The following is a 17,873-nucleotide window of genomic DNA, read 5'->3' on the forward strand; positions in this document are numbered from 1 at the left end:
AGAAAAAACTGAGGGTTTGAAATTAAACCCACGTAGGTGGGTAAAGCCTCGTGTAGACGCGGTTTCTAACCGCCGATTTAACTAAAGTTGTTGATAGTAACTTGCTGGGGAGCGTTTCAACAAACCCGATCGAAACTTTAGGTCAAATTTCATGAAAATTGCTCTCGTCCATGATTATTTAACCCAGCGAGGTGGCGCAGAGCGTGTGTTTGAACTGCTTTGTAAGCGCTATCCCGAAGCAGATATTTTCACATCTTTGTACGATCCCCAAAAAACTATCGATTTAGGCGATCGCATAGTTAATACAACTTTCTTACAAAAGATTCCTGGTGCAGCAAAATATTTCAGGTCGATGGCTCCTCTATATTTTCCTGCCTTTCGTGCCTTGGATCTGCAAGACTACGATTTAATTATTAGTAGTAGCACCAGCTTTGCCAAAGCAGTACGAAAAAATCCCAATGCCCACCACATTTGTTTTTGCCATAACGTCACCCGTTTCTTATGGGATACAGCAACTTATTTAAGAGAGTACGGGGACTATAGATATTTTGCTCCTTTAATCGAACAAGTATTTCAAGTCATGAGAAAGGTAGACTTGAAATATGCACAGGAGCCTGACCTTTACATTGCTAATTCTAGTGTTGTTGCCCGCCGTATTGAAAAGATTTATGGCAAAAAGGCAATGATGGTAAACTATCCAATTGATACTAGTAAATTTGTTTTTTCAGATATAAAAGATGAATATTATCTGGCCTCCGCCCGGATGATCAGTTATAAGCGACTTGATATAATAGTCGAAGCTTTTAATTGGTTAGGGTGGCGGCTATTAATATCTGGTGACGGGCCAGAACTAGCACGGTTAAAATCCAAAGCATTACAAAATATTGTGTTCTTGGGACACGTAAGTGATAGAACTCGCAAAGACTTGTTTTCCAAAGCCAAGTCTATTATTGTCGCAGCCTTAGAAGATTATGGATTAGTTCCAGTAGAGGCTAATGCAAGCGGTACACCAGTCATCGCTTATGGAGCGGGTGGAGTATTAGATACTCAAATACCAGGTGAAACAGGAGTCTTTTTCAAAAGACAAACACCCGATTCTCTACAAGTTGCTTTACTAGAAGCTAACGGCATTTCTTGGGATTACGATCGCATCCGTAATCATGCAGTAGCAAATTTTTCAGAAAATGCATTCTTTGGCAAGGTTGAGCAAATTATTAACCAAGCTTGTGGTGTGCAGCAATTATTCATTTGATTTCTGAATCTCTTTCCACTATCAGATTACCTATTTATTTGCTCTCCCCTGATTGGCGGTTCGTAAAAAAATAGGTATTCTTCGGAGAATCTCTTAGCGTAAGTCTTGAAGACAAGGATATAAAAGTGGTTCAAACTAGTCTAAATCCTCATCTAGCTCCAGCTTCTGAAAATGAACCAAGTTACGGGCAAATGTTTGCCGTATTTGTGCGGAGATTTCCTTGGTTCTTAGCAGTATTAATTAGTTCTATTGCGATTGCTAGCATAGTAACTGTAAAAACAAAGCCTACTTATAAAAGTTCTATGCAACTGCTAGTAGAACCTAACTATCAAGGTAAAACGGAAGGTGGTGCGGGGGTAGACAATCAGTTTACTGACTCTAATGTGGTCATAGATACTGCCACTCAGCTTAACTTGATGCAAGGTTCGGGACTCATCCAGAAAGCAGTTGATAAACTTCAGTCTAATTATCCAGATATAACTTCAGCTGAAATTAAAGCTTCTTTGGTTTTAACTCAAATCAGGAGCAAAGAAGATAATGTCGCTACTAAAATATTTCAAGTTGAATATACTGCTGGAGATCCTGAAAAAACCCAAAAAGTTCTGGATGCAATTCGACAAGTTTATCTGGAATATAACAAACAACAACAGACTTCGCGTTTACAGAAAGGTCTGCAAATCATTAGGGAACAGCTAAGTAAAGCTAGTGAAGAAGTAAACGCTTCTGAAACAAATTTACAAAGATTTCGCAGAAATCAGAACTTAATCGATCCAGAGTCACAGGCGAAAGCAATTGAAACAGCTTTAAATAATCTTTCCCAAGAAAGACAGACAACTCGCGCTCAGTATGGGGAAGCTTTAGCACGCCAAAAATCTTTAGAAGAACAACTTAACCGTTCTCCCCAAAATGCTCTAGTTGCTTCTCGTTTGAGTCAGTCTACTCGCTATCAAGGCTTACTAAACGAAATCCAAAAAAGCGAATTGGCATTAGCACAAGAACGCTTACGCTTTACAGATCAAACTCCGAGTGTGCAAAAGCTCAAAGAACAGCTTCAGGGCCAGAAGGAATTATTGCAACAAGAGGTAGGAAGAACTTTAGGCGAAAAGTCTGCTGGTGCATTCACTTCTGGAGACTCTCTTCTCGAAAAAGGACAGCTCGGCCAAATCGATCTCAGCCTTGCTGGTCAGTTAGTAGAAACGCAGACAACTATAGTTGCTTTAACTGCTCGCGATCAAACTTTGGCTCAGAAAGAAAACGAGTTGCGTTTGGAAATCAAACGCTTCCCGCCTCTGTTGGCTTATTACAATCGAATGCTACCGCAGTTGCAATTTAGTCGTGAAAGATTAGAGCAGCTTTTAAGAGCAGAACAACAATTACGACAAGAACTTTCCAAGGGTGGATTTAATTGGGAAGTGGTAGAAGATCCTCAAAAAGGCGCACAATTAGGCCCCAATCTCCAACAGAATTTGCTGTTAGGTGCTGTGGTTGGCTTAATGTTAGGAGGCATTGCTGCCTTTATCCGCGAATCGGCTGATGATGCAGTTCACACCACTGCTGAGTTAGAGAAGCAAATGGCCATGCCGTTGTTGGGGACAACTCCCAAGTTACCGCCAGCTAAACCCAGAGAATCAATGATCAAGTTGCCTTTTGGCAAGCCAGAAGTTCTCGCTCCCTGGACGATTCAGGTATTGCAATCTCCACCGCGTTGGGAATCGCTGGATCTGATTTACAAAAACATTGAACTTTTAAATACTGTTACTAATTTAAAATCTTTGATGATTACCTCGGCTTTAGCCGATGAGGGTAAATCAGCTTTGGCGTTGGGTTTGGCAATGAGTGCTGCTCGTTTACATAAAAGGGTACTGCTGATTGATGCCAACTTACGCGATCCCAGTTTGCACCATCAACTGAATCTTCCTAATGAGCAGGGGCTTTCAACTTTATTGGCGAGTGATACAACTCTACCCAACCAAATTAGTCTGCAATACTCAGGTTCCGCCTACATCGATATTTTGACCGCTGGCCCCAAACCTACCGACCCAGCTAATCTGTTGAGTTCCCCTCGAATGATGCAATTAATGGCAGCATTTGAGGAAAACTATGATTTGGTTCTGATAGATGCGCCCCCTGTTCTCGGTTTGGTGGATGCGATGCTTACCGCATCATCTTGTCGTAGTGTGATTATGGTGGCAAGCATTGGTATTGTGACGCGAAGTCAGCTTAATCAAGCGACAGCTATGTTGAGTAAGTTAAATCTGATTGGGGTTGTAGCTAATGGGGTATCAAACTCTAGTAGTAATTACGTACCTAATGTCAAACAACAGCAATTGGCTCTACGTCAAGCTGTAGAAAAGTAGCTAGTACGGCTAAATGATAAATCCCCGACTTCCTAGAGAAGTTGGGGATTTTGCGTTTTTTCTCGTTTTTAGCCTCTGGTTAGAAATGCTGTTCATTAGACTTCTTGCCCTCACCCTAAATCCCTCTCCCAAAAATGGGAGAGGGACTTTTAAATTGGCTCCCCTTCTCCCAAAAATGGGAGAAGGGGTTGGGGGATGAGGGCAAATTTTATATTTGTGCAAGAGGTCTATTGGGCAATACGCTTGGGTTAAGGCTAAAACTCTTTATCAAAGTCAAATTTTTAACGTAGACGCATTCGCGCAGCGTCTCGTAGAGAAGCGGCTTGCCGCAGGCTACCGCAGAGGCGCAGAGGAAACAGAGAGAAGAGAAAAAATGGTTAATCCAAGCGTATTGGTTCATTGGGCGCTGCCGCGAGTAAAAGAGGCGGAGCCTCAAGGACGGGCATTCCCAGTCTGAGACTGGGAACGAGACAATCAATCTGTTAAAAGCTGGTTTTAGACTGGCTTTTAGCTTAAATTGACAGCAATGATTCATGAATTGCCTTTACGTTTTGATGAACCAAATTGAATTTTGTTGCGATCGGGAAGAATTCAGTATATTTATGCTATCTTCACAGATTTTCAGAGAAATCACTGACTCTTTAAAGAATAAATAAAGAAGTTATTTGAGCGATCGCTATTTCTATATAGTCTTATATTCTAGAGATTAAAGCACCTTCATAAAGGCTAGAAGACAAGAGCAGACTGGTTTTTCAAATCTATCGAGACAATGAACACCTCAGCGTAATTAAACGTAGATATAGATTCATGGGTAATTTCCCTCTACACTTCTCTACTGTCAGTAGTTTCCGGAGAATCAAGATTTGCCCATGAATGTTAATAGTAGCGGTGATTGCTACCTATCTAATTAGTATCTGTCTAATTTGTAAATCTCTACACCAGCAGAATTCTACGTAATACGTGCTTGGCTGAGTGGCAAATACTATAGCATATTTTTGCCCTCAATTATCTCCAACTTTTTGGACTTACAACAAGATTCGGATTTGGGTCTTTGGCATTAATAGCCTTTGATAACGCCTCAGTAATTCACTCCTGTATAAACCCAAAGACATTATGACAACTTCAATAATTCCAACTCTAGAGAATTTATATGATGTAACCCAGTCACAGCAAGATAATCGTGGGTACTGCACACTCCTGTGGCGACGGGGTAAGTTGTTGGTGAAGCCGCTTGGACGAGTGAAACAACCATATCTGGCTTCATTAGATAATAAGCGATCGCTAGTAGAATGCTTAGAACATTCTCCAGTAAGTTTGGTCAGCATAGATCCAAAATTGGGTGAGACTTTGCTCAAATTTTGGGCAGATGCGTGTGAAGAGGCTCAAAAACCAATATTTCTAAGCATACCCGCCGGTAAAAAACTTCCTAACCAACCCTTCAGACAATTGCAGCGAGTAATTGATTGGATTGCTGCTTTTATATTGCTGCTATTAGTAAGTCCAGTCATGTTGGGATTGATTGTATTAATGCAAGTTTACTCGCCAGGGCCACTTTTTTGTCATGAATGGCGTGTTGGAGAACGGGGTAAACTCTTTCAAGCGATGAGTTTTTGCACCCACAATAACACACCACTAGGGCGTTGGATGGGTAAATACAATCTCGACAATCTGCCACAGTTATTTAACGTGCTACGGGGTGACATGAGTTTAACCGGATCTCGTTGTTGGACTTTGGAAGATGCAGTACAGCTAAATAAATTACCAGAAATTACAGCTTCCTGGGAAGTAGAGGCACAGTCTCACCTGTTACATCTGGATAGCCAAACTCTGTAATTTATCTGTGCGGTAATTGATAATTTCATTTATCGCACTAAGGGTCAAAAAAATTATTTATGTAGCATCCGATTCTAGATAATTAGTTTTCCAAACGCGATAAATTGCATCTCTACATCAGAGTTTTGTTGCTCATTCTGAACTGTATCGATCTATAGAGGTCTATCTACCTTGCCAAACTATTATTATAAAATCCATGAATTTCCAGCTTCCTCAACCACTCAGTAATCTGCTCAAAGCTAGCAGCTTTTGGCAGGACAACTATTTGATCTTGCGAGAATTTAAACACTTTCGCAAAATTGCAATTTTAGCTCTGGTTTTCTCAATTTTGGCCGCAACCTTTGAAGGTGTAAGTATTGGTTTCTTACTTTCCTTCTTGCAAAGCTTAACTAGCCCCAATGCTCAACCTGTCCAAACAGGAATAGAATGGTTTGATCTTTGGATTTTGGGAGCCAAGACCTCAGCAATTAATCGTTTATATCGGGTATCTTTGCTGATTCTATTCAGCACTTGGTTACGTGCCACCTTTAATTATTTTTCTCAAGTCTATACTGAATTATCTCAACTACATCTTGCCGATCGCTTACGCAAGCAAATTTTTGAACAGTTACAATCCTTGTCGCTAAGTTACTTTAGTAAAACTCGTTCTGGTGAACTAATTAACACAATTACTACAGAGATTGAAAGGATTAGACAAGGTTTTAGTGGCGGAGCTTTTTTAGTAACTAGAGGACTCACAACCTTTGTCTACTTAATATCAATGTTTTTGATCTCATGGCAATTGACGATAATCTCAGCATTACTATTTACACTTTTAGGTGTAGGGTTGTCAAATCTGAATGCCAGAGTCAGAGAATCGAGTTTTGGTATGACAACTGCTAATGCTAATTTTACATCAACAGCCATAGAATTTATTAATGGCATTCGCACTGTTCATTCTTGTGGTACTCAAGAATTTGAGCGTCAGCGTTACTATAAAGCTAGCGATAAGGTAATAAGTAGCACAACAAAAGTTGTATTTACCTGGACACTTGTGAAGCCAATTGCCGAAGCGGTAGCGACTACGGTATTGATCGGAATGATTATTTTGGCATTCACTAGTCTTGTCACTAATGGAACGCTACAAGTTGCTTCTTTGCTAACCTTTTTCTTTGTACTATTTCGCTTTATTCCATTTGTTCAAGATATTAATGGCACGAGAGCATATCTTAGTACTTTACATGGTTCAGCAGACAATATTAAAAATCTGTTGAAAAGTGATGAAAAATATTACTTTCAAAATGGCAGAGTTCAGTTTAAGGGATTAAACAGGTCAATAGATTTAGTATCTGTGGATTTTGGCTATGATGATGAAAATCTAGTGCTGCATAATATTACCCTGACGATTGAAAAGGGAAAGATGACAGCGTTAGTTGGAGCATCTGGTGCTGGTAAAACAACTCTTGCTGATTTGATTCCCCGATTTTATAATGCTACAGATGGCTATCTTTACATTGATGAAATCGATATCCGGCAGTTTGAAATTAACTCTCTACGTCGCAAAATAGCTGTCGTCAGTCAGGATACCTTCATCTTCAATACTAATGTTTGGCAGAATATTGCTTACGGAACTCCAGAAGCGACTAATCAGGAAATTCAAGAAGCCGCTAAACTAGCGAATGCACTAGAATTTATTTTAGAAATGCCCGAAGGTTTTGATACCCAATTAGGAGATCGGGGTGTTAGATTATCTGGAGGACAAAGACAGCGAATTGCTATTGCACGAGCTTTACTACGGAACCCAGAAATTTTGATTTTGGATGAAGCAACTAGTGCCTTAGATTCGCTATCTGAGCGCTTAATTCAAGATTCATTAGAAAAGCTATCTGTGGGTAAAACAGTAATAGCGATCGCTCACCGTCTTTCTACTATTTCTAAAGCAGATAAAGTTGTAGTTTTAGAACAGGGACGGATAGTAGAGCAAGGTAAGTATCAAGAACTATTGGAAATAAAAGGCAAGCTTTGGAAATATCATCAAATGCAGTATGAACTAAGGCAGCCAGATTAGAAACAACATCCAATTACCAAAGTAATTACAACATATTAATCGGCTGTACATCTCTACAGCCGTAAATCCCTAAATATGTATGAGTAATTTTGCGAAATCGTAGAACAATAATAGGACTTACACAAAAACCCTCTCAAACTCTCATTTCTCCGTGACCTCTGCGCCCTCTGTGGTTCGTTTTCCGTTACCAGTGCGTAAGTCCTAAATAAGATTTTAAACACTTATTACCTCTACAAATAAGTTATTAGAATTAGCCCTATATACTTAAAATTCATAGAAATATGTCCCAGGAAATCTTTGACAAAGACCTCATTTATCAATGCTCAAGTTTCGGTGTCGGTGGGAGCGGAGGTGTTGAAACTTATTTAGCTTCTTTGTTTAAACATCGACCACCTAATGTTAGCGATCGCGTGATAAAATCACTTAAAAATATCGATCAAAGACAGTTCAAACTGCTGCACATCCATAGTCCAGATTTGCTATTGCAGCTTACAGGCGAATGTCCTGCTATCTTCAGCGTTCATAATCACTCATTCTACTGCCCTAGTGGCACAAAGTATTTAGCAGAGCAACGGACAATCTGCGATCGCAACTTCTCTTACTTAGGATGTACCTGGGGTAAATTAGTCGATAAATGTGGTAGCCGTAGACCTTTAAGAACTATTAGAGAACTTCAAACCACTCATCAGTTTTTAGATGTCTTGAAAAGGCTAAAAATTACTTTCATTGCGAATAGCGAATATGTGCGGCAAGAGTTAATTCAAAACGGTGTATCCCCAGAACAAGTTATAACGCTACATTGTGGAATCTCTATACCAGAAACAGCAAGTTCACCCCTAAGCTTGGAAGTACATCAAAATCATCGAATTTTGTTTGCTGGACGAATTGTTTCTGATAAAGGTCTGGAATGGTTACTGAAAACCTTAATACATACAGACCCGAAAATTCAACTTGATATTGCAGGTGAAGGTTGGGAACGATCGCGATTAGAAAAGTTAGCAAGCACACTCGGATTGAATAAGCGAATTACTTGGCATGGTTGGTGCGATTCGGATAAATTAGATAAACTTTATCAACAGTGTTTTGCAGTCATCTTTCCCAGTGTTTGGCCTGAACCTGCTGGTCTTGTAACTCTAGAAGCATACTCTCGTTGCCGACCTGTAATTGGTAGTGCAGTCGGAGGGATTCCAGAACATTTACGAGATGGAGAAACGGGTATTCTTGTTCCAAGCAATAATATCCAAAAGCTGGCTGATGCTATTAATGAATTGTATAGAGATTATCAAAAAAGCCGATACATGGGTGAGCAAGGTCATACTTTATTGATGAAGGAATTTACAATGGCTGCTCATGTAAATAATCTCCGAACAATTTATACAAAAACAATAGCTGAATTCTCTTCCCAAGCCAACAAAGTATATAGTATCTCTCCAGCTAAATAAGCTCAATTAAATAGTGCATCTTTTACTTAGAAAATATAAAGTGAGAAAAATATGTCATTACATCAAGAATGTCAACAACCTTTAGTCAGCGTTGTTATCCCCACCTATAATCGACCAGACTATCTCAAGCAAGCGATCGCAAGTGCGATAAAACAAACTTATCAAAATATTGAAATTATTATTTCTGATAATTGTAGTTCAGAAAATCCCCAAGTAATTGTCGCATCTTTTGGTGATTCACGCATCAAATTTTGGCAGCATCCGCAAAATGTGGGAATGTTAGCTAATCAGCAGTATGGCTTTAACATAGCGCAAGGTAAATATGTTGCTAGTCTCCATGATGATGATATTTGGAATGAAGATTTTTTAGCAAAGCTTGTACCACCACTAGAAGCAAATTCTGATTTAATTCTCGCTTTTTGTGACCAATATATTATAGATGCTAATGGCATAATTAATCATGCTGGTACTGAAGAAAATACACGCGCTTACAAGCGAGATAAACTAGCAAAAGGAATTCATAAACCTTTTTCCAAAATTGGGTTAGTAGATAAAAGTATACCTACTGCTGCATCTTGCGTGATTCGCAATAATTTGGTGGATTGGTATAGTATTCCCTCAGAAGTTGCTGGGATGTGGGATTTATATTTAACCTATCTATTCTGTATATCTGGTTATGGCGCTTACTATTGTCCAGAAAGATTGACGCGATATCGTGCCCATGAGCAAACTGATACTATGCTCAGTGGTAGTCGAGATGTACAAGCAAAAATTCGTAAAGCGAAAAGCGAAATGTTTTGCTATCAAGTATTTATGGAAGACCCTCGGTTACAGGAATTTAGAACTCATTTTCAGCAGAAATGGTTAGAAGCTAATACTACTTTGGGAATTGGTTTGCTACGAAGCGAACAGATAGCCGCCGCACGTCCTTATTTTTGGCAAGCTCTAAATCAACAAAAATTTAATGTGCGAACTATGGCAGCACTTAGTCTTAGTTTTACTCCGCAATTTTTAGCAAGTAAGTTAATAGGAATATCGAAATAATATCTCAATATCTCTGAGTTGAGGAATTTATTTGTTAAAGAGACCTCTTGAATAAGTCGTAGGACTTACGCACACTCTACGAATTCTCGGCGCTCTTGGCGTCTTGGCGGTTCGATAAATTAAGCTTTTTAGCAATTTTTGCGTAAGTCCTAAGTCGAATAGACCCCCCTTAATCCCCCCTTATAAAGGGGGGAAAGTTGAAATCTTGCCCCCTCCCCAATACATACGGGGAGGGTTGGGGAGGGGTGATTCAAGGATTTTATCCTTAAGGAAGTAGTGTATGAAACTTTGTATTGTTACTCATAAAATCAAAAAAGGTGATGGTCAGGGACGGGTAAACTATGAGGTTGCTAAGGAAGCAATACGTCGCGGTCATCACTTGACATTATTAGCTAGTGAAGTTGCACCAGAACTAGAAGAAAATAGTCAAGTTAATTGGATTAAAATTCCAGTCAAAGGCTATCCTACAGAATTTTTACGTAATTTCATCTTTGCCCAAAAAAGTGCAGATTGGTTACGTAAACATCGCTCTGATATTGATTTAGTTAAAGTCAATGGAGCAATTAATCTGGCTGCGGCTGATGTAAATGCTGTACATTTTGTCCACAGTTCATGGTTGCGATCGCCTGTTCATATTTCCCGCAACCGCCGCGATTTATATGGTTTTTACCAGTGGCTATTTACGGCTTTTAATGCCCGTTGGGAAAAACAAGCTTTCCAAAAAGCGCAGGTTGTTGTGGCTGTATCTGAAAAGGTAGCCCAAGAATTAGTCAACATTGGTGTACCGCGTTCTCGGATTCGGGTAATTGTCAATGGCGTTGATTTAGAAGAGTTTACCCCTGGTGAAAGCAATCGCCAAAAATTAGGTTTACCGGAGAATGTCACCCTAGCCCTGTTCGCTGGAGATATCCGCACACCCAGAAAGAATTTAGATACAGTATTACACGCCTTGGTGAAAGTTCCCGATTTACATTTGGCGGTAGTAGGTCATATCGAAGGTAGTCCTTTCCCACAACTAGCGGCATCCTTGGGGTTAAGCGATCGCGTGCATTTTGTCGGATTTCGCCGTGATATCCCCGAAATTATGCGGTCAGTAGATTTATTTATTTTTCCTTCCCGATATGAAGCTTGTAGCCTCGTATTGTTAGAAGCACTTTCTTCAGGACTACCAGTAATTACTGCCACAGCTACCGGAGGTGCAGAGTTGGTGACACCAGAATGTGGCATCGTCTTAACCGACTCAAATGATATCGAAGCTTTAGCTGTGGCGATGATGTCCTTGGTAAGTGTAGACATGCTTATGCAGCAAATGAGTCAAGCTGCTCGTTCTGTGGCAGAACAACACAGCTGGACTACTATGGCACAAACTTATGTGGATTTATTCGAGGAGTTAAGCAAGAATGCGGAACACCGTTCTGATACCGACTTATCGCCGTCCACAAGACCTCTCACGCTGCCTTTTGGCGCTACAGGAGCAAACTAAACCAGTCGATCAGGTGATAGTGGTTGTCCGCGATACGGATGCAGAAACTTGGCAATTTCTTGCCCAATACACAGCGCACAATTTGCCACTGCATCCCGTGAAAGTGACACAACCAGGGGTAGTAGCAGCTCTCAACGCCGGATTAGCAGCAGTGGAGGGCGATATTGTTTCCATTACTGATGATGATGCCGCACCCCACCCCGATTGGTTAGAGCGGATTGCGGCTTACTTTACCTGTGATAGTCGCCTCGGCGGACTGGGAGGGCGTGATTGGATATACCACGGCAGCAAATTAGAAGACGAATCCCGCCCAGTAGTGGGACAGTTGCAATGGTTTGGGCGAGTCATTGGCAACCATCACCTGGGAGTGGGAGAACCCCGCGAAGTCGATATTCTCAAGGGCGTAAACATGAGTTTTCGTACCCAAGCTATCGGACAACTACGCTTTGACGAGCGGATGCGTGGTACTGGAGCGCAAGTACACTTTGAAATGGCATTCACCCTGGCATTAAAGCGGGCTGGTTGGAAGATAATTTACGATCCTAGCGTTGCTGTAGATCATTATCCAGCACAACGTTTTGATGAAGATCAGCGAAATAACTTTAATGAAATTGCCTTTATTAACTTAGTCCATAATGAAACCTTAGTTTTACTAGAACATTTACCATTTATCCGCCGGATTGCATTTTTGTTCTGGGCAGTATTTGTAGGTACATGCGATAGTTTGGGCTTAGTACAATGTCTGAGATTTTTACCTAGTCAAAGGCAGTTGGCAGGGAAAAAGTTATTAGCATCTTGGCGTGGGCGTTGGCAGGGATATCAAGAATTCAAAATTCAAAATTCAAAATTCAAAATTAAGGAAATTTGAATTTATTGGAAGCTGCCAAATTTATTTATCTGTACATCTAAAATTGAATGAATTCTAAGCAGATACTTTTCAATAGTTTTTTACAAGAAAACTATTCTCCCGAAGAGCGATCGCTACAGGGTTGGATGGCGATCGCAGGCTTTATATTACTAACTGTAGTTTGCTATTTTGGTGGTGTTACTGCCGCATTGCGCCTAATTTACCCGGCGACAGCTTTAGTAGTAGCCTTATTTTTATATTGGCGACATCCCATTCTCTACATTGGCTTTACTTGGTGGATTTGGTTTCTCACGCCCTTAGCGACTCGCTTAGTTGACTATCGCGTAGGGTGGGATGCTAGCCGGCAAATGCTCATAGCACCCTACTTAGTGGTGTTTATAACTATAGCAACATTTTTGCGACACTTTCCCCGCGCTTCTCGCCAAGGGGGTTTGCCGTTTGTTTTGGCTTTTATCGGAGTGTTTTATGGCTTTCTCATCGGTCTAATTTACAACGCACCTATTCCTGTAGCACGCGGATTGATGGATTGGCTCAGTCCGGTTATTTTCGCTTTTCACTTATTTATCAACTGGCGAGATTATCCCAGCTATCGCCAGAACATTCAGCGAACATTTCTCTGGTGTGTGTTGATTTTAGGAACTTATGGCGTATATCAATTTGTGGTAGCTCCTGAGTGGGATAGATACTGGCTCATACAATCAAAATTATTCATGAGTTCGGGAAACCCTGTACCTTTTGGGATGCGCGTCTGGAGTACATTACACTCAGTCGGCCCCTTTGGTTCTGTTATGCAGGCTGGGTTACTGTTATTATTTACCGGTTCAGGAAACTTAATTTTTCCGGCTTCAGCTGTTGGTTACTTATCTTTTCTATTAACACAAGCACGTACTAATTGGGGAGGCTGGTTATTTGGAATAATTATGATTATGGGTTCAGTCAGAGCCAAAATTCAAATGCGCTTAATTACCATAATTGTGGTCATGGCTATTTGTGTTGTGCCATTGACAACTATCGAACCAATTGCTGGAGTAGTGGCAGCACGTTTTGAAACTTTTTCTAATATTCAAGAAGATGGCAGCTTTAAAGATAGATCGGGAACTTACGACAGAAATCTTGGTTTAGCCCTTTCTAATGCTTTAGGTAATGGCTTAGGAAATATTTGGAAGGTCAACGAAAAAACTGGTCAAATTGAAGTAGTAGTAATTGATAGCGGCATTTTAGATATGTTTTTCACCCTTGGTTGGTTTGGAGGCATATTTTATATGGGTGGATTAATTTTCTTGATTATTACTGTTAGCAGCTATGGTGAAGGTCGTTTCGATAGTTTTGTCAGTGCTGCCCGCGCCATTGGGATCAGTTCTGCTTCACAGTTAGTTATCGGTAGCGGGATGTTGAGTGTGTCAGGGATGATTCTTTGGGGATTTTTAGCTATGGCTATGGCAGGACATAAGTACTATAGCAATCCTCAGATGTTCTCCAATATTCCTAACTTCTCCAAGAAATCGAGAATCTCATAAATTTTACAACTTAAATAGGACTTTTATAGATTATGAAAGTAATTATTGTCATGCCACTGGCCGAGCAACGAGGCGGTGGTGAAATGATGCTTTGGGATTTGGTGCAGCAGGGACGTAATGCTGGTGTTGAGTGGCTGGTGATATTTTTAGAAGACGGCCCGATGGTCGAACAAGTAAAGTCTCTCGGTATTGATGCGCGAGTTGTAGAAAGTGGACGTTTACGGCAAATCCACCGTTTTATTGGTGCTGTTTTGCGGATTGCTGCGATCGCACGCCGCGAACGTGCAGATATAATTGTCAATTGGATGTGGATTACGCATATATCTGGAGGCTTGGCGGCGATGTTGGCGGGCTTGCCTGCTGTGTGGTATCAACTAGAAGTACCTAGTGATAAAACTTGGTTGGTGCGAATCGCAACTTTAATCCCAGCGCGGGCAATTATTACCCTTTCGCAAGATGGTAAGCAAGCACAGGCAGAGATTTGGCCCCACAGACCAACACCTTTAGTTTATCCTGGTGTCGCATTAGACCGATTTGAGCCTAATGCTTTACCAACTCCAGAAGAAGCACGGCGAAAACTAGGCTTACCTTTACACGGGCCGTTGATTGGAATTGTGGGACGATTGCAACGATGGAAGGGAATGCACGTATTGGTGCAAGCGATGCCCAAAATTTTACAGAAGTATCCCGATGCCCATTGTGTGGTGGTTGGTGGTAAACACGATTTGGAACCGGATTATGAGGACTTCTTAAAAGCCGAAATCACCGCCTTGGGCTTGAAAGACCAAGTAATTATGGCTGGGCTACAGCGCAATATCCCGGAATGGGTGCAGGCGATGGATGTATTTGTTCATGCATCAGATAATGAGCCATTTGGGATTGTGATTATTGAGGCGATGGCACTGGGTAAACCTGTAATTGCTGGCAGTGCAGGCGGCCCCACAGAGATTATTACCGATGGCATGAATGGACTATTAACACCTTACGGTGATGCGGATAAATTAGCGATCGCAATTCTCCGCTATCTTGACGAGCAAGAATTTGCCCAGAGTGCGGGAATAGCTGCCAGACAACGCGCCCTCGATTTCTCAACGCAGAATTATGCCCAAAATTTTATTAATGCAATTCGCTCTGTAATGCCTAGTCCTCTATCGCAAAAGTTTTGATAGGTTTGTAGTAAGCACTTTAGTGCTTAAAAATCCAGGACTAAAGTCCTTACTACAAACACATTTACGCCTCATAATTAATACCCTTTATGCATCTGCGCAATATAAAAAACATTTATGCAAAAGGAACTAAATCAATGTTGATTGATAGCCGCAAATTGCCAATAGATGAAATTATCAATACTGAAGTTTGTATAGTTGGTGCTGGCCCAGCAGGAATTACACTCGCACGAGAATTAATTGGGCAAGACTTTCGAGTTTGCTTACTAGAAAGTGGTGATTTGGAATTTAATCAAGAAACTGCATCTCTTGGTGAAGGCGAAACGGTTGGAGATCCTTTTCCACCCTTACAAGATATGCGTCATCGTCAATTTGGTGGAATGGCTAATGTCTGGAATATTGAAATTAATAAAAATCAACTTGGTTTGAGGCACGTACCGTTAGACGAAATAGATTTTGAAAAACGAGATTGGGTTCCATACAGTGGCTGGCCTTTTAGTAAATCTCACCTGAATCCATTTTATGAGCGCGCGCAAGCAGTCTGTAAACTCGGTTCTTTTGCTTATGAAGCTGAGGCTTGGGAAAATGCTCAATCTCCTCGGACACATTTCACAAGCGACCGAGTTACTACCAGTATGTTTCAGTTTGGCCCGCGCGATATTTTCACCAATGAATATCGCCACCAAATTAATCAATCTCCTAATATAACTACATTCCTCAACGCCAATGTGGTAGAAATTGAGGCAGATGAAACCGCCCAAACAGTGAAACGCGTGCAAGTTGCTTGTTTATCTGGTAAGAAATTTTGGGTTGTTGCAAAAGTATTTATTTTAGCCGCAGGTGGGATTGAAAACGCGCGTTTATTATTACTATCAAACAGAATTCAAAAGAATGGATTAGGCAATCAACATGATTTAGTGGGTAGATTCTTCATGGATCATCCATTTATCCGTTGTGGTATGCTTGTTCCGCAAAATCGCAAAATCTTTAATTCGATGGCTTTGTATGATTTACGCCGCGTGAATAATGTCACAGTCATGGGAAAGTTTGCGCTGACGGAACAAGTGATGCGCCGCGAGAAATTACTAAATATGACCGCGTTGTTATATCCCAGAGATGGAAGGTATAGATCGGCGGCAAAGGCTTCTGCAAAAATTTTGTTCTCTTCAGTTCGACAAAGACAGTTACCTAAAAATATTTTTCAGCATTTGCAAAATGTGATGACGAATATTGATGATTTAGTAGCTGATTGGTATAAATATAATCTCAAAAAGGAATATTTATTCCCTGATTTAAGTCATGGAGGATGGTCTGATCGTGAAGGTAATGAACAGAAATATACAAAGTTTGAAGTTCTTAGCCAAACAGAACAAACCCCAAATCCAAATAATCGGGTAACACTCAGTAATCAACTAGATAAGCTGGGTTGTGCGCAAGCAAAATTAATTAATTATTGGAGCGAAATAGATATTTGCAGTGTGAAGCGATCGCAGTTAGTATTTGCACAAGAGTTTGCTAGCGCCGGACTGGGTGAGTTGCAGATTGAATTAGATGGCGATCGTCCAGTTGCTTCTCTTAGTACCCATCATAATATGGGAACAACACGTATGCATCACGACCCAAAACAAGGAGTAGTCGATGCAAATTGTCAAGTTCACGGCATCTCTAATTTATTTATGGCAGGTAGCTCGGTTTTCCCTACAGGAGGCTATGCTAATCCGACACTTACCATTGTTGCCTTGGCAATTCGATTGGCCGACCATCTGAAAGCTGAATTGTCTCACTAAGTATAACTTTGTGTAAAATCGTCACGTTTTAGAAGTAGCGATCGCCTGAGCGCACATCACCACATTACAGTATCTGCACCGATCCCAAGCCTGTTGCTACTGCCACAAGCCAGTGAAAAATGACTTTTTACTGGTCTATTGCTGGATTAGAAGATAAAAATTGATTTTTCTTTCACCAAAAGTCCTCCAACTGGGGTTGGAGGACTTTTGGTGGGATACTTACTGTAAAAGTTTGTTTCGCTCATTTCGTACATTGCGTTCATTTTGAATAAGAGTTATTATATGGTGGTATAATGAAATTGCAATCCATATTTTCGTATGGATAAGTGGAGTGCAATTCGATATTAGACAGAGAGAGGCTGATATCTATGACACTCAGTACATATCAATCTAGTAGGACTGCTGTACCTACGGAAGAAGATGCTACGCTAGCTAAAAAAAGTAGTCAAACTTTGGCATCCTATGTACGGGATAATGATGCATACCGCACTATCAAAGTTGTGCAAGATAACGCTATAAGTGAAACAGTTACCATACCAGCAGCTGCTTTTCATCTGCTTGTTGACATCTTGACGCAAATGGCTAAAGGTAATGCTGTTACTCTTATACCCGTACACGCAGAACTGACGACACAAGAAGCAGCTGATATTTTAAATGTTTCTCGTCCTTATTTGGTAGGGTTATTGGAATCTGGAGAGATGCCATACCGTAAAGTAGGAACGCGACGACGGGTGCGTTATCAGGATCTACTCAGTTACAAAAATCAAATTGATACTTTACGAATGCAAGCTCTTGATGAGCTTACTGCTCAAGCTCAAGAACTAAATATGGGGTACGAATAAGAATCCTGATACATAACAGTTTCGCATGATTAGCCAGATGCTCTGCTAAAGGCAACTCTAGGAATAAAAGTACATCTAACAATCAAGTAAACTAAGTCAGGAAGCCCTCTAGTAACCAATTGACTTAGTTTTAACTTTAATGCGATTGAAACTATAAGTTAAGATCAAAAATTTACTTAGTATAAAGGACATTTATAAAGAAAATTTGTTACCACTGTTAGGGGTAATAATTTCA

General features: G+C 40.6%; 12 protein-coding genes. All 12 read left to right on the plus strand.

All coding sequences use genetic code 11. From position 1 onward, the window contains the following. Nucleotides 1-151 precede the first annotated feature (151 nt). The 12 genes from CDG76_RS24935 (at nt 152) to CDG76_RS25000 (ending at nt 17,638) form a co-directional block, all read left to right on the plus strand. Complete coding sequence (locus CDG76_RS24935; protein WP_094351592.1) at nt 152-1,252, plus strand: glycosyltransferase; 1,101 nt, start codon at nt 152-154, stop codon at nt 1,250-1,252. 125 nt (nt 1,253-1,377) lie between these two features. Further along, nucleotides 1,378-3,609: a GumC family protein gene (locus CDG76_RS24940; protein WP_094351593.1), complete on the plus strand. Its 2,232-nt coding sequence runs from the start codon at nt 1,378-1,380 to the stop codon at nt 3,607-3,609. 1,113 nt (nt 3,610-4,722) lie between these two features. Then, nucleotides 4,723-5,442: a heterocyst development glycosyltransferase HepC gene (gene hepC / locus CDG76_RS24955; protein ID WP_094351596.1), complete on the plus strand. Its 720-nt coding sequence runs from the start codon at nt 4,723-4,725 to the stop codon at nt 5,440-5,442. A 196-nt stretch (nt 5,443-5,638) separates the two neighbouring features. Next, nucleotides 5,639-7,489, plus strand: coding sequence for a heterocyst formation ABC transporter subunit HepA (hepA, locus tag CDG76_RS24960; protein WP_094351597.1), 1,851 nt, complete (start codon nt 5,639-5,641; stop codon nt 7,487-7,489). Between the two features lie 281 nt (nt 7,490-7,770). Beyond that, complete coding sequence (locus CDG76_RS24965; RefSeq protein WP_094351598.1) at nt 7,771-8,931, plus strand: glycosyltransferase family 4 protein; 1,161 nt, start codon at nt 7,771-7,773, stop codon at nt 8,929-8,931. 51 nt (nt 8,932-8,982) lie between these two features. Then, on the plus strand, nt 8,983-9,975 hold the full coding sequence (locus CDG76_RS24970) for a glycosyltransferase family 2 protein (RefSeq protein WP_094351599.1): 993 nt from the start codon (nt 8,983-8,985) through the stop codon (nt 9,973-9,975). Nucleotides 9,976-10,255: 280 nt separating this feature from the next. After that, a complete protein-coding gene (locus CDG76_RS24975; RefSeq protein WP_094351600.1) occupies nt 10,256-11,458 on the plus strand; it encodes a glycosyltransferase family 4 protein in 1,203 nt (400 codons plus the stop codon). Next, entirely contained in the window at nt 11,376-12,326 is a 951-nt protein-coding gene (locus CDG76_RS24980; protein ID WP_094351601.1) for a glycosyltransferase family 2 protein, read from the plus strand. Before CDG76_RS24975 ends, CDG76_RS24980 begins: the two co-directional genes overlap by 83 nt. A gap of 47 nt (nt 12,327-12,373) precedes the next feature. Beyond that, nucleotides 12,374-13,843, plus strand: a complete 1,470-nt coding sequence (locus tag CDG76_RS24985) for a glucose-6-phosphate isomerase (RefSeq protein WP_094351602.1) — start codon at nt 12,374-12,376, stop codon at nt 13,841-13,843. A 32-nt stretch (nt 13,844-13,875) separates the two neighbouring features. Continuing rightward, on the plus strand, nt 13,876-15,009 hold the full coding sequence (locus tag CDG76_RS24990; protein ID WP_094351603.1) for a glycosyltransferase family 4 protein: 1,134 nt from the start codon (nt 13,876-13,878) through the stop codon (nt 15,007-15,009). Nucleotides 15,010-15,146: 137 nt separating this feature from the next. Then, nucleotides 15,147-16,796, plus strand: a complete 1,650-nt coding sequence (locus CDG76_RS24995; RefSeq protein WP_094351604.1) for a GMC oxidoreductase — start codon at nt 15,147-15,149, stop codon at nt 16,794-16,796. A gap of 368 nt (nt 16,797-17,164) precedes the next feature. After that, complete coding sequence (locus tag CDG76_RS25000; protein ID WP_094351605.1) at nt 17,165-17,638, plus strand: excisionase family DNA-binding protein; 474 nt, start codon at nt 17,165-17,167, stop codon at nt 17,636-17,638. Nucleotides 17,639-17,873: the final 235 nt, after the last annotated feature.

The sequence above is a fragment of the Nostoc sp. 'Peltigera membranacea cyanobiont' 210A genome (assembly GCF_002246015.1).
Taxonomy (GTDB): Bacteria; Cyanobacteriota; Cyanobacteriia; order Cyanobacteriales; family Nostocaceae; genus Nostoc.

Coding starts and splice junctions, on each gene's coding strand:
- CDG76_RS24935 (WP_094351592.1), top strand. CDS start 152: ATGAAAATTGCTCTCGTCCATGATTATTTAACCCAGCGAGGTGGCGCA.
- CDG76_RS24965 (WP_094351598.1), top strand. CDS start 7,771: ATGTCCCAGGAAATCTTTGACAAAGACCTCATTTATCAATGCTCAAGT.
- CDG76_RS24975 (WP_094351600.1), top strand. CDS start 10,256: ATGAAACTTTGTATTGTTACTCATAAAATCAAAAAAGGTGATGGTCAG.
- CDG76_RS24970 (WP_094351599.1), top strand. CDS start 8,983: ATGTCATTACATCAAGAATGTCAACAACCTTTAGTCAGCGTTGTTATC.
- CDG76_RS24985 (WP_094351602.1), top strand. CDS start 12,374: ATGAATTCTAAGCAGATACTTTTCAATAGTTTTTTACAAGAAAACTAT.
- CDG76_RS24980 (WP_094351601.1), top strand. CDS start 11,376: ATGCGGAACACCGTTCTGATACCGACTTATCGCCGTCCACAAGACCTC.
- hepA (WP_094351597.1), top strand. CDS start 5,639: ATGAATTTCCAGCTTCCTCAACCACTCAGTAATCTGCTCAAAGCTAGC.
- CDG76_RS24995 (WP_094351604.1), top strand. CDS start 15,147: ATGTTGATTGATAGCCGCAAATTGCCAATAGATGAAATTATCAATACT.
- CDG76_RS24990 (WP_094351603.1), top strand. CDS start 13,876: ATGAAAGTAATTATTGTCATGCCACTGGCCGAGCAACGAGGCGGTGGT.
- CDG76_RS25000 (WP_094351605.1), top strand. CDS start 17,165: ATGACACTCAGTACATATCAATCTAGTAGGACTGCTGTACCTACGGAA.
- hepC (WP_094351596.1), top strand. CDS start 4,723: ATGACAACTTCAATAATTCCAACTCTAGAGAATTTATATGATGTAACC.